General features: G+C 68.1%; 11 protein-coding genes. 6 read left to right on the forward strand and 5 right to left on the reverse strand.

Annotated features, from left to right (window positions below; all coding sequences use genetic code 11):
• The first annotated feature begins 161 nt into the window (after window positions 1-161).
• A complete protein-coding gene (locus ABZ004_RS13690; RefSeq protein ID WP_355680151.1) occupies window positions 162-560 on the forward strand; it encodes a DUF3592 domain-containing protein in 399 nt (132 codons plus the stop codon).
• A 162-nt stretch (window positions 561-722) separates the two neighbouring features.
• On the opposite strand, the gene ABZ004_RS13695 is transcribed toward ABZ004_RS13690, so the two are convergent.
• Complete coding sequence (locus tag ABZ004_RS13695) at window positions 723-1370, reverse strand: TetR/AcrR family transcriptional regulator (RefSeq protein ID WP_355680152.1); 648 nt, start codon at window positions 1368-1370, stop codon at window positions 723-725.
• Window positions 1371-1562: 192 nt separating this feature from the next.
• Between ABZ004_RS13695 and ABZ004_RS13700 the strand changes: the two genes are divergently transcribed.
• Both ABZ004_RS13700 and ABZ004_RS13705 read left to right on the forward strand, forming a co-directional pair.
• On the forward strand, window positions 1563-2741 hold the full coding sequence (locus tag ABZ004_RS13700) for a phosphatidylinositol-specific phospholipase C1-like protein (protein ID WP_355680153.1): 1179 nt from the start codon (window positions 1563-1565) through the stop codon (window positions 2739-2741).
• 7 nt (window positions 2742-2748) lie between these two features.
• Complete coding sequence (locus ABZ004_RS13705; protein ID WP_355680154.1) at window positions 2749-3192, forward strand: OsmC family protein; 444 nt, start codon at window positions 2749-2751, stop codon at window positions 3190-3192.
• Between the two features lie 414 nt (window positions 3193-3606).
• On the opposite strand, the gene ABZ004_RS13710 is transcribed toward ABZ004_RS13705, so the two are convergent.
• Entirely contained in the window at window positions 3607-4761 is a 1155-nt protein-coding gene (locus ABZ004_RS13710) for an FUSC family protein (RefSeq protein ID WP_355680155.1), read from the reverse strand.
• Between the two features lie 68 nt (window positions 4762-4829).
• Between ABZ004_RS13710 and ABZ004_RS13715 the strand changes: the two genes are divergently transcribed.
• Window positions 4830-5333: a DUF5709 domain-containing protein gene (locus ABZ004_RS13715; protein WP_355680156.1), complete on the forward strand. Its 504-nt coding sequence runs from the start codon at window positions 4830-4832 to the stop codon at window positions 5331-5333.
• Window positions 5334-5395: 62 nt separating this feature from the next.
• Here the strand turns inward: ABZ004_RS13715 and ABZ004_RS13720 are convergent, their stop codons facing one another.
• Both ABZ004_RS13720 and ABZ004_RS13725 read right to left on the reverse strand, forming a co-directional pair.
• Window positions 5396-6724, reverse strand: a complete 1329-nt coding sequence (locus tag ABZ004_RS13720; RefSeq protein WP_355680157.1) for a cytochrome P450 — start codon at window positions 6722-6724, stop codon at window positions 5396-5398.
• A 57-nt stretch (window positions 6725-6781) separates the two neighbouring features.
• On the reverse strand, window positions 6782-8017 hold the full coding sequence (locus ABZ004_RS13725; RefSeq protein WP_355680158.1) for a helix-turn-helix domain-containing protein: 1236 nt from the start codon (window positions 8015-8017) through the stop codon (window positions 6782-6784).
• Window positions 8018-8107: 90 nt separating this feature from the next.
• On the opposite strand from ABZ004_RS13725, the gene ABZ004_RS13730 reads away from it, so the two are divergent.
• Both ABZ004_RS13730 and ABZ004_RS13735 read left to right on the forward strand, forming a co-directional pair.
• Entirely contained in the window at window positions 8108-8950 is an 843-nt protein-coding gene (locus ABZ004_RS13730) for an SGNH/GDSL hydrolase family protein (protein WP_355680159.1), read from the forward strand.
• A gap of 218 nt (window positions 8951-9168) precedes the next feature.
• Window positions 9169-9756: a hypothetical protein gene (locus tag ABZ004_RS13735; RefSeq protein ID WP_355680160.1), complete on the forward strand. Its 588-nt coding sequence runs from the start codon at window positions 9169-9171 to the stop codon at window positions 9754-9756.
• A 64-nt stretch (window positions 9757-9820) separates the two neighbouring features.
• Here ABZ004_RS13735 and ABZ004_RS13740 read toward each other — a convergent pair whose 3' ends face one another.
• Window positions 9821-12838 carry a glycoside hydrolase family 38 C-terminal domain-containing protein gene (locus ABZ004_RS13740; protein ID WP_355680161.1) on the reverse strand — a complete coding sequence of 1006 codons (3018 nt, stop codon included), beginning with the start codon at window positions 12836-12838 and terminating at the stop codon, window positions 9821-9823.
• Between the last annotated feature and the right edge of the window lie 89 nt (window positions 12839-12927).

Consider the following 12927-nt stretch of genomic DNA (forward strand, 5'->3'; position numbering starts at 1 on the left):
CTGTTCCCCCTCGTTCGTATGACGACTACAAATCTTTTGTCAGAACGTGGGAACCGGCGCATTCTGGGTGGCGTCAGAACCGATGTGCGGGAAGGCCGCGCGAGCTGTTATCGACAACTACGACCGCGCCGTCCGCGGGCGACGCGTCGGGGGTGAGTGCCATGTTGACTATCGTTGTATTCGGTGGATTCGGCCTGGTGCTGCTGGTCGCAGCATGCATCGTGGCAGACGTGGTCGCGGGAGTGAGACGCCGCGATCCCGGTGAGGAGAAGACGGCGGGACGGGTGGTGCGCGTGCGCGGCCCGATCCGTGGTCAGTTGGTCGGCGGTGCTCCGGCGGAGTACCACGAGATCACCGTCGAGTACTACACCCGGCACGGCGAGGGACCGTTCGAGGTCCAGCGCAAGATGCCGGTGAACAGCAAGTTCGTCTACGCCAAGAACGATCGCGTGATCGTGAGCTACGACGTACGGGCGCCACGCCGGGCCCGGGTCGCGGGACGAGTCAGCCACTGGCCGACCTCAGGCCCGCGCTCATCGGACCCTGTTCCACAGCCCTGACATTCCTTACCCCTGGAGCTGTTTGCTCCAGGAGCCGGTAGTGGCAGACGAGCCCAGACCGGTGCACCTCATCCCTCGTCCTCGCGACGGGGGTCTTCTCATTCCTGCTCCAGTCAGAGCAGGCGCGGCGGCGAAACGCCGCCGCGGCCGGGCCGGTTCGTACTACGGCAGGTGGGGTTCGAGGAGGCGGTGCAAGGCGGGGCGGCCTTGGGCTAGGACGTAGGCGGCGGCTTCGGGAGGGAGTCGGTCGGCTAGGTGGGCCAGGGCTTCGCCCATGGCGATTGTCAGGGTGACGCTGAGGCGGAACTCTTCGGTGTCCCGGGCTCCGAAGCGCAGTCCGAGCAGCTCGGCGAACTCGCCCGCGTGCTGGTCGTCGAACTCGCCCGGCGCGACCTCCAGATCCGGATCGCCCAGTCCGCTCAGCACCACCGCACGGAAGCCCGGATCGGTCCGGTGCATCTCCCGGAAGGTGTCCAGCGTGACGTCGACCGCCTGCCGCCAGTCCTCGACGACGGCCAGCCGCTCCCGGACGGCCTCGGTGTAACGGTGCTGGTTGCGGCGCTCGATGGCCTGGATCAGGGTCCGCTTGTCCGGGAAGTACCGGTAGACGCTGCCGACGGCGATCTCGGCGCGCTTGGCGATGCTGCTGGTGGACGCCGCGTCGTACCCGCGCTCGACCACCTCGGCACAGGCGGCGTCCAGGATCCGTTCGACCTGCCGGTTGGCCCGGTCCTGGGTGGGCGTCCGGCGCAACGGGTACGCCGTATCGGCGCCCGGCCCGTGCTCCGCACCCGCTGACATGGTGACCATGCCTTCATTGTGCCCGCCGAAAGCGACAACGTTGCCAAAACCACCCAGGCTGTCATCAACCTGTGCAGTACATGCCCCCTTTGCTTTTCCTTCGGTGGTTCGGTGCCATGACAGCTTCCGGTCAGGTTGGTGACACCGGACCGGACCAGACTCATCATCAGATCGACCGCCAGGTCCCAAGAGGAGATCCAGATGCAGATCGGCAACAAGATGGTCGCGGGCGTCGCATCCGTGACCGTCGCCCTGAGTGGGTTGGCCGGCGCCGCCCTGACCCCCGCCAAGCAGATGCCCGGCACCGACACCCTGCGCACCGCGGGGAACTCGGCGCTGCAGATGAACCAGATCCAGCAGATCGGTTCGCACAACTCGTACCACCGGGAGCTGTCTCCAGCCGAGCAGGCCGTGCAGAAGCAGCTGAACCCGGGCTCGCCCGACCTCTGGTACTCGCACGCTCCGGTCTCGCAGCAGCTGGAGGACCAGCGAGTCCGGACGCTGGAGTTCGACCTGTTCCCGGACCCGGCCGGTGGTCTGTACACCTACCCGCTGATCCGGAAACTCACCGGCCAGGGCCCGCTCACCGACCCGGCGCTGGCCCAGCCCGGTATCAAGGTGATGCACGTCCCGGACTTCGACTACAACACCAACTGCCGGACCTTCGTGATCTGTCTGCAGCAGGTGAAGACCTGGACCGACGCGCACCCGAACGCCGCGCCGATCTCGATCAACCTCGAACTGAAGCAGTCCGACCCGCAGGTGGTCGCCGCCGGTGGCGTGAAGGCGCCGCCGTGGGACCTGACCAACCTGAACAGCGTCGACACCGAGATCCGCTCGGTCTTCTCGCCAGATGACCTGATCACGCCGGACACCGTTCGCAAGCCCGGCCTGACGCTGGAGCAGTCGGTGCTGACCAAGGGCTGGCCGACGCTGAACCGGGCCCGCGGCAAGGTGATGTTCTACTTCGACAACGGCGGTCCCGGCGAGATCCGCGACCTGTACCGCGAGGGCAAGCCGAACCTGGAGGGCCGGGCGGTCTTCACCCGCGGTCCCGAGGGCGAGCCGGACGCCGCGATCACCGAGGTGAACGACCCGCGCGGTGTGAACCAGGCCGAGATCCAGCGGCTGGTGACGAAGGGTTACCTGGTCCGGACCCGCTCGGACGAGCCGATGGCGACGATCCGGGACAAGGACTACAGCCGGCTCGGCATCGCGCTGGCCAGTGGTGCGCAGTACGTGACCACCGACTTCCCGGTGGCCGGGATGGCAGCGCGCTACGACAGTGACTTCGTCGCCCAGCTGCCTGGGCACCTCGCCGTACGATGCAACCCGGTGACGGCATCGGCCAAGGTGCCGGCAGGGATTTCGGAGGGATGATCGCGACATGTCGGAGCACGTGGTCGATGTGAGTTGGAGCCGTGGTGAGTACGAGTTCACCTATGACACCTACAACCGGGACCACGAGTGGCGCTTCGACGGCGGCATCACCGTGCCCGGGTCCGCCAATCCGGCGTACCTGGGCAATCCGGGCCCGGTCGATCCGGAGGAGGCGTTCGTGGCGGCGCTGTCGTCCTGCCACATGCTGACCTTCCTCGCGATCGCGGCCAAGAAGCGGCTGGTGGTCGATTCCTACGACGATCACGCGGTCGGCGTGATGGCGAAGAACGCGAACGGCAAACTGGCGATCACCCAGGTGACGCTGCACCCGAAGATCACCTTCGCCGGTGAGGCGCCGGACGCGGCGACGCTGGACCGGATCCACCACCTGTCGCACGAGGAATGCTTCATCGCGAACTCGGTGACTACGGAGATCACGGTCGTTCAGTAAAAGAAGAACCACCCGGCTGGTTGCCCTGAGCCTCGCGCAAGCGGCGTCAGGAAAACTGCCGGGTGGTTCTCGGCGCTCCGGCTGTGGCTGGAGCGCGGGTGACGGTGCAGGCGACGCAGCGCACAGGGGCGCCTCGTGCGTCGTGCGACTCTCCGTGCGGTCTACCTCGGTGGGGGAGACCGTCCGGGTGCGTCGCCTGCCCGTCCGTCCGGTTCGCGCCTTAGTGCTCGGCGGCGGCGTCGCTCCGGTCGTCAGGGGCGGCGTCCGCCGCGGGGGTCTCTTCGCCACGCTCAGCGGCGAGAACACTCATCAATCGGTGGATCGTCATGCCTGTGAGACGCACCTGGGCACCAGGTATGACGGGGATCCGCCGAAACTTTTTCGTGTGATCGGCGACACATGGCCCGAGGAGGCCTATTTCTCGTCCAGACCGTCGGGGCGCAGCGGGACGAGTTCGCGAGCTTCCTCGTACGTCGTACCGGTGAGCTCAAGCAGGTCGACGATGGTCGAGCGGATCTGGCCGAGCACCACGACGGCCGAGAGACCGGCCGGAGTCGGGAGATCCGCCGTACGCCGGCCGAGTTCGCCCAGGACGCGATGGGCCGCCACGTCGGCAGCCGGTTCGAAGAGAGATTCCGCGATCAGCCGGGTGCCGTCGGCGAGGCGTTCGAGGAGTTGCGGGTACTCCGGCGGGATCACCTCACCGCGCCAGACGGAGACGGCTGCCCGGCGTACCAGGACCCGGAGGTTGCGGATCGCCCGGTCGAGCGGGACGACCAGGTCGGCGATCTCCTGGACCCGGCCGCGATGCCGGCGCCGGAATGGGGACATCCGGACCACCGCGACGCCCTCGGCGGCGCCGCTGCGCAGATCGCCCAGCAGGCCCTCACTGGCGCGAGCGCGGCGCAGGGCGTCGGTGAGAGCGGCCTCGTCGTGGGTCCGGAGGCCGTCGGCGGTCTCGACCAGGAGGGCGGCGAGCTCGTTCAGTACGGCGGAAGCTTGTTGCCGGGGGCGCCGAATCGCGGCGGCGGGCGCGATCGTTGCCGCTGCCAACGCGACCGCTCCGCCGAGCGCGGCATCGAGCCAGCGGCTGAAGCCGGCGCCTGGATCGGGCAGCAAGGTCGTGACCATCGCCGCCTGGACGCCGGCCTGGGTGACCATCAGGGTGCCGGCACCGAGGAGGACGGCGACGCTCATCGCGAGCGCCACGACGAAGACGATCTGGGGTACGCCGGTGCCGAACATCTTCACGAACAGGTCGCCCACACCGACGCCGACCGCTACGCCGACCATCACCTCCGCGACTCGCCGCAGCCGCTGGCCGAAGCTGAAGCCGAGGCAGATCATCGCCGCGACGGGAGCGAAGAAGGGCACTTTGTGGCCGACGACGTAGCGGGCCAGGCCCCAGGCGACACCGGCGGCGAGCGCGCACTGGGCGATGAAGAAGGCCCGGTCGCGCCAGCGGTCCACGCGCCGGCGTACGGACGCCCTGGACCGGCGAGCGGCCTGCGGAGCGATGTCGTCGCGCAGCTCACGCAGCTGTTCCAGGGTCAGCCGGACCGGATCCATCTGACCATCATGGAGTACCCACCGCGCTCTGCCTTGATTCAACCCTCGCGGACGGTCAGGGTGGGAGCATGACCGAGAACAACCGTGAGGACTACGGCAGCTACAGCGTCGACGACGAGGACCAGCTGCAGCCCGAGGACACGCTGAACGATCGCGGCGTGGACGATCTGCTCGACGAGGGCTACTCGCCGCCGGAGAAGTGGTCCGCGGGTGAAGGCTTCGGCACCACCGCCGAGGAGGCGCTGGAGGGCGAGACGCTGGACCAGCGGATCGCGCAGGAGGAGCCGGACATCGATCCGTACGCCGAGGAGGACGAGAACGTCGGCGGCCCGGAGGTCGGCGAGGCCCGCTCCGGACGACTGGTCGCGCCGGACGAGGGCGCCCACTCCGACGACGAGAAGGACCTGGTCGCCGAAGACGTCGGCTTCGACGGCGCCGCCGCCAGCGCCGAGGAAGCAGCAGTCCACGTGGTCAACGACGACGAACCCTTCGAACTCGACGACGAGGACGAAACCGATCTCGCCGACGTCCGCGACGTAGACCTCGGCGACATCGGCGACCTGGAGGACTGACCGCCTTACGTCCGAAGAAGCGGAGGGACGTCCCCCTCACTTCTTCGGACGCAATGTGTCGGTCAGCGGGAGGTGGCGGTGATTTCGGCGCCTCTGGAAGGGACCAGGGTCACGTTGCGAGGGGTCGGCTTCTCTGGGGCTTGGCGGACCGGGTGTACGTCGTACCGGGTGAGGGCGGCTCGGAGGATCTCGGTGGCTTCGAGGAGGGAGAAGCCGGCGCCGATGCAGCGGCGGGTGCCGCCGCCGAAGGGGATCCAGGTGCCGGGAGCCGGTGGGTTGTCGCCGAGGAAGCGGTCGGGGCGGAACTCGTCCACCTGCGGGAAGTTCTGCTCGTCGCCTTGGACCAGGCCGATTGCCGCCATCAGGGTGGTGCCGCGCGGGAGTTTGTAGCCGGCGATGGTCGTGGTCTCCGTAAGCCGCCGGCCGATCTGGTACACGACCGGATGCAGACGCAACGACTCCTTGGCGATTGCTTCCAGGTAGTCGTCGTTGCCTTCGTCAGCAGCCTGCTGACTCGTCCGCAGGAGTTCAGGCATGCGGGCCAGCTCGTGGAAGGCCCAGGCCAGCGACGTCGCCGTCGTCTCGTGCCCGGCCAGCAGCAACGTCACCAGCTGGTCGCGCAGTTCGACGTCAGTCCAGTTGCCTGCGGCAAGGAGTTTGGAGAGTACGTCGTTGCGCTCGGCAAGCTGTGGATCGTTGCGCCGGAGGGCGATCTCGTCGTACAGGATCTCGTCGACCTGCTCCTGCGCGCGCAGGAACGTCCGCCACGGCGGCAGCTTCAGCAGGCTCGGGTAGAAACCACCGAGCATGATGATCGGCCGGACCGAGACCACCTTCTCCACCAGCGGTCGCAGCCGCTCCAGCCGATCGGAATCCGTCACCCCGAACACCACCTGCAGGATGACTTCGAGGGTGAGATCACGCATCCGGTCGTGCACCCGGAAGGGCTTCCCGATCGGCCACTGCTCGACCTCGTCGCGGGCCAGCCGGGCGATCATCTCGGAGTACCCACGCAAGGCGGCGCCGTTGAAGGCCGGCATCAGCTGACGACGCATCCGGACGTGATCGTCGTCGTCGACCAGCAGCAACGAGTGCTTGCCCATGATCGGCTCCAGCGCGGTATTTCCCTCACCCGCATGAACGATGGCCGGCGCCGTACTGAACACCTCGCGGATGTGCTCCGGCCGGCTGAGCACCACGCACACCCGGCTCCCCGGCACCAGCCGGACCGTGAACACATCGCCGTACCGGGCCCGCAATCGCGGAAAGAATGTCTTCCGATGCCCGGCGAACAAGAAGGTCTGCACCAGCGTCGGCAACTTCGACCCCGGCGGCAGCGCCTTCGCCGTCTCCCGATCAAGCGTCCGCGATCCCAACAAGGGCGTCGTCATTGCCACCTCCAAGTCCGAGCTCAACGCTACGACAGCTTGGTGAACGCGTGCGGTCCCTCAGATGGCGCCCGCGGGCTGCTGTCCGGCGTCGTGGGCGGCGAGGGCGGCTACTAGGTGGGGGAGTTGGTTGGCTTGGGCTGGGTCGAGGCCGGTGAGTTTGGCTACCTGGCGGAGGCGGTAGTCGACGGTGTTGGCGTGGAGGTGGAGATCGGCAGCTGTCTGTCGTCTGCTTCTTGAGTTGGCCAGATAGCAGCGCAAGGTTTCCAGGAGGTCTGGGCGGGTGGTGAGGGGCGTCATCAGCCGGGCCAACTGGTCGCGGGCTGGGCTTGGGCGGGTCAGTTGGTATTCGAGGACGAGATCATCGAGCCGGTGTACGCCGGGAGGCAGCCGGTAGATCCTCGCGACCTCCAGTAGCTCGCGGACCAGCGTCGCTGCTCCTGGTACTTCGTCCGGCGCGGCCGTGGTCGCCGTCATGGTCACCTGTGCGCCGGCCGCCCGGCTCAGCCGGGTTCTCAGCTCGTCGAGCGGGACCTCTTCGGCGAGCAGCGCGATGCCGTCGTCGGCGGACAGGCTCGAGATCGCCGGTCCGGCCGGGGTGCGGTCCAGTTCGACCCGGATCCGGCGAAGTTTGCGGCGGGCAACGATCTTGGTGTCGACACCCGGTTGCAGTTCGTCCGCGTGCGCGCCGAACGCCAGCCCGAGTACGACGTACCGGCTGGGCAGCCGGAGGCCCGATCGACGGGCGATCTCGGCGGTGGGGGCGCCGTCGAGGAGGGCGGTCAGGAGGGACTGCCGGGTGGCCTGGTCCTCGCCGGCGATGGTCTGGCGTTCCTCGAAGTAGCTGGCCGACACCGCTGCCGTGACGCTTTGCAGGAAGTCGAGGATGAGGCGGTTGAGGGTGAGCGCGTCGGAGAGTTCGTCGGGGCGGAAGCCGGCCGCGACGAAGTCCGCGCAGATCCGGCCGCCGAGGTGGTATGCCGCCAGCAGGGCTTCGAGTGGGACGCCTTCCTCGGCGCGCCGGGTGGCGGATTCGCGGAGGGGGTCGAGGGTCGGCCCGGTCGGTACGACGCCGGTGCGGAAGGTGTCGACGAACGCCCGGAGACTGCGGTCGATGACGCGGCGGATGTCGCCCTGGAGCTCCTCGCGCGGGAGCTGGGCGTAGAGCGGGATCTCGACGACCAGCGCGTCGAGGACCTGGTCGACGAGGGTGCCGAGATTGCTGGACAGGATCTGGTGGACCGGCGTGCCACCGGCTGACAGCGACCAGTTGTTGTGATCTGTCACAACGATCACCTCGTGAAGTCTGGGCTTCGCCCCACTGACCGGGGGTGGCTTTGTGGTCGAACATTACCTGTGACAACCGAACTGCGGAGGGTGATGATGATGGATCGACCACGAGGAAGGCTGCTGGCGGCGGTCGGGGCGGTGACCGTTCTGCTGGCCGGGGTGCTGGCGCCGAGTGCGCAGGCGGCATCGATCGAGTACGTCGCGCTCGGCGACTCGTCGGCGGCGGGGCCGCTGATTCCCTGGCAGATCGACCTCGCCTGTCTGCGCTCGGGGGTGAACTATCCGCATGTCGCCGCTCAGCAGTTGGGGGCTCGATTGACCGACGTGACTTGTTCGGGGGCGGTGGTGCCGGACTTCACGGGGAAGCAGTTCGGGTTTGTGGCGCCGCAGTTCTCCGCGCTGAAGTCGACGACCGATCTGGTGACGGTCGCCATCGGCGGAAACGACACCGGGCTGGTCACTGCGGCACTGAGCTGTATCAATGTGTTGCCTGCGCCGCTGGGGACCTCTTGTAAGGCTCGGTTCACGGCGGGTGGGAAGGATCAGCTGGCAGCTCGGATCACTGAGACGGGGCCGGCTGTCGGGGCTGCACTGGAACGGATCCATGAGTTGGCGCCGCACGCGAAGGTGCTGGTGACGGGATGCGGGACTTATGTGCGGCCCAATGGGTGCTATCCGTTGGTTCCGGTCTGGCCGGAGGATGCGAACTATCTGCAGGCGACGGTGGATCGGCTCAACACCATGCTGGCGCGCGAGGCGGCGGCGCACGACGCGCAGTACGTCGATCTCCGTACCCCAAGCATCGGCCACGACGCCTGCGCGCCAGTCGGCAGCCGATGGCTGGAAGGCCTCATCCCCAGCTCGATCGCCGCCCCTCTCCACCCCAGCGCTCAAGGCATGGCCGCCTTCGGCGACCTGGTCGCAAAGGCAGCCCGATGAAGAGATTCCGTGGATTGCTGATTTCGTTGCTAACAGCAATTACATTGCTGGTTCCTGCCGGTGTTACCTATGCATCGCCTGCGGGGATCGACGCGCGGTGGTCGGAGCCCGGACCGTCGGCCGTGAAAGTGGAGGTGTTGGCGGGGTACACGCTTTACTATCCGGCGGCGCTTAGTGGGCGGCGGCCGGTGGTGGTGTGGGGGAATGGGACGTTTGCGGTGCCGGTGGTTTACACCGGGCTGCTGAGGCATCTGGCTAGTTATGGGTTCATTGTGGCGGCGGCCAATACGCCGTTTTCTGGTACGGGGTTGGAGATGCGGGCGGGGATCGACCTGCTGGCGAGGTTCGACGGCGATCCGGCTAGTGAGTTCTACCGGCATGTGGATCTCGAGCACATTGGTGCTGCGGGGCACTCGCAAGGTGGGATGGGGGCGGTGAACGCCGGAGTGGATTCGCGGATCGACACGACCGTTCCGATCGAGCCGGGTCCGTTGGCGGCGCCGGGGCAGTTGCGGGGACCGGTGTTGTTCCTGTCGGGAGCCAGCGACGTGATCGTTCCGGCGCCGCTGGTGGTTGCGATGTGGCAGCAGGCGACCCAGGTCCCGGCGGTCTACGGCTCGTTGCGCGGAGCAACACACTTCGAGCCCACAGGCGACGGCGGTGGCTTCCGGGGTGTGATCACCGCTTGGTTCGCCTACCAGTTGACCGGCGACTCCTCCGCGGCGGCCGTGTTCGAAGGGCAGTCGTGCGAGTTGTGCACCGACGCTGCGTGGTCCGACGTACGGCGAAACGCCAGAGCAGGCTAGTACAAGGTATGAGGGCCTTGAACATGAAATGACATGTTCAAGGCCCTCATTAGGTGTCCAAGACTCAGGCGCGGGTGAAGCGCAAGGTGAGGATCTGGAAGGGGCGGAGTTCGAAGGAGACGGCGCCGTTGACCAGGTCGCGCTCGGCCAGGGTGCGCTCGAGCAGGTCGACCTCGGTGACCGCGCCGGCCCGGAAGCCCGGCGTGAGGCTCGCGCGGGACCGGCCGCCGGACGACTCGTACAGCCGGACGACGACGTCACCCGACTGGTCGTCGGCCAGCTTGACCGCCTCGACGATCACGTTTCCGTTGTCGACGGCAACGATCGGGTCGACGCCGGCCGAGCCGCTGACGACGCGCTCCGGCAGGTTGATCCGGTAGCCCTCCTCGATCGCCTCCGGGATGCCGGCGCCGACGACGAGGGCGTGGTTGACGACGTGCAGACCCTGGTCCGTCTGCGGATCGGGGAACCGCGGCGCCCGGATCAGCGACGTACGGATCGTGGTCGTGGTGCCACCGTCCTCGCGGGCGGTCCGGTTGATGTCGTGCCCGTACGTCGAGTCGTTCACCACCGCGACGCCGTAGCCGGGCTCGCCGACGTGCACCCAGCGGTGCGCCGCGATCTCGAACTTCGCCGCGTCCCACGAGGTGTTCTGGTGGGTCGGCCGGAAGATGTGCCCGAACTGCGTCTCCGAGGCGGACCGGTCGGCGTGTACATCCACCGGGAACGCCGCCTTGAGGAACTTCTCCGACTCGTGCCAGTCCATCGCGGTCTCGATGTCGACCCGCTTGGTGCCCGGGCGCAGCCGCAGCGTCTGGGTGACGGTCGACCGGTTGAAGGAGCGCTTCACCACGACCGTGGCGACGCCGCCCTCGACCGAGAAGTCCACCGTGTCGACCTCGGTGACGTCGCGGACGTTGTTCTTGTAGAACGAGTCGACGTCCCAGGCATCCCATTGGTTCGGGGTGTCCACGTGCAGCTGCAGGAGGTTCGCGACGCCGCCCGGTGCGATCACCTCGCGGCCGGCCTCCACGTCGTACAGGCTAGTGATCAGACCGCGTTCGTCGACGGTGACCCGGATCAGCCCGTTGTCGAGCACGTGACCGTCGATGGTCGCGACCTGACCCGCGCCGGCCGCAACACCGGCGCCCAGACCGGCAACGCCTTCGCGGCTGTGCGGAGCGGCGTTGAAGACGATCTGGTCCGAACCCTCACCGGCGAGCGCCTGCTGAGCCTTCGCGATGATCGCTTCGAGCTCGTCGGCCAGCCGGGCGTAGGTGGCCTCGGCCTCGCGATGCACCCAGGCGATCGAGCTGCCGGGCAGGATGTCGTGGAACTGGTTCAGCAGTACGGCCTTCCAGATCCGGTCCAGCTCGGCGTACGGGTAGCTGTCGAGCTTGCCCGCGACCACGGCCGCCGCCGACCAGAGCTCGGCCTCGCGGAGCAGGTGCTCGCTGCGCCGGTTGCCCTGCTTGGTCTTGGCCTGCGAGGTGTACGTCGCGCGGTGGATCTCCAGGTAGAGCTCACCGGACCAGACCGGCGCGTTCGGGTACTCCTCCTGGGCCGCGCTGAAGAACTCGGTCGGGGACTCGATCGTCACCCGCGGCGAGGACTCCAGGTTCGCCACCCGGCGGGCCGTCGCGACGAACTCGCGGGTGGGGCCGCCACCGCCGTCGCCGTACCCGAACGGGACCAGCGAGCGGGTCGCGGCGCCGTTCTCGGCGAAGTTGCGCTGGGCGTGCGCCAGCTCGCGGCCGGACAGGTCGGAGTTGTAGGTGTCGATCGGCGGGAAGTGGGTGAACACCCGCGTCCCGTCCAGGCCCTCCCACCAGAAGGTGTGGTGCGGGAACTTGTTCTTCTGGTTCCAGGAGATCTTCTGGGTCAGGAACCACTTCGAGCCGGACAGCTTCACCAGCTGCGGCAGTGCCGCGGTGTAGCCGAACGAGTCCGGCAGCCAGACCTCCTGGGTGTCGATCCCGTACTCGTCCAGGAAGAACCGCTTGCCGTGCACGAACTGGCGAGCCAGCGCCTCGCCGCCGGGCAGGTTGGTGTCGGACTCGACCCACATGCCACCGACCGGGACGATGGTGCCGTCGGCAACGGCCTTCTTCAGCCGCTCCCAGACCTCGGGGTAGTTGTCCTTCACCCAGGCGTGCTGCTGGGCCTGGGAGAAGGCGAAGACGAGTTCCGGGTACTCCTCCGCCAGGGTGGCGACGTTCGAGACCGTCCGGGCCACCTTGCGACGGGTCTCGCGCAACGGCCAGAGCCAGGCGGAGTCGATGTGTGCGTGGCCGACGGCGGACAGCTGGTGCGCGCTGGAGTGGGCGGGACGGCTCAGAACGTCGACAAGCTCGGTGCGGGCCGCGGACGCCGTACCGGGAACGTCTTCGTAGTCCAGTACGTCGAGCGCGCGGCTCAGTGCGCGCAGGATCTCGCGACTGCGCGGCTCCTGCGGGGCCAGCTCCTTCTGCAGGCCGTCCAGCGCCTCGAGGTCGAGGATCAGATCCCAGACCTCGGCGTTGAAGACGGCCAGGTCGGCGCGGGTCAGCTGGTAGATCGGCGTGCCGCCGGCCTCCGGCTTCCCGCCGAGGTCGGTCGGGGCGAAGCCGTTCGGGCCCAGTACTTCGGGGTTGGCGGCGGCCTCGACGTAGAACTCGATCTGGTCGCCCGGCGACGCCGCCGCACCGTCCGGTCCGAGGATGGACAGCGGCGCGTAGGTCTGGCGCGGGTGCAGGCCCTTCAGCGGGACGCCCTTGGTGGTGTGCACCAGGCCCTCCGCGGAGAAGCCCGGGCCGCCGCTGAAGCCGAGGTCGATGACGGCCTCGATCTCGCGGCCGGCCCACTCGGCCGGCACCTGGCCGCTGAAGTGGAACCACGCGGTCCCCCAGGGCGCACCCCAGGGCTGGCCGATCTCGGCCGGCTCGTAACTGGCCGCGAGCGCTTCGGCTGGGGTCACCGGCTCACCAGGTGCGTGCCACACCTTGATGTCCAGCGGGACGGCCGCGCCGTAGATCGCGGGGCGGATCCGCTCCCGCAGGGCGCGCTGGAGCCGCTCCTCGATGAGTTGACGGTCGTCGTGCACGAAATCATCCTCCGATGACGGGTCTTGCCGATGGGTCTGCGCGGCCGCGGGGCCGGGCTGCGTTGACAACGCTGTCACACGAGGCAGGG

It is taken from the genome of Kribbella sp. NPDC006257 (genome assembly GCF_040613535.1).
GTDB lineage: Bacteria > Actinomycetota > Actinomycetes > Propionibacteriales > Kribbellaceae > Kribbella.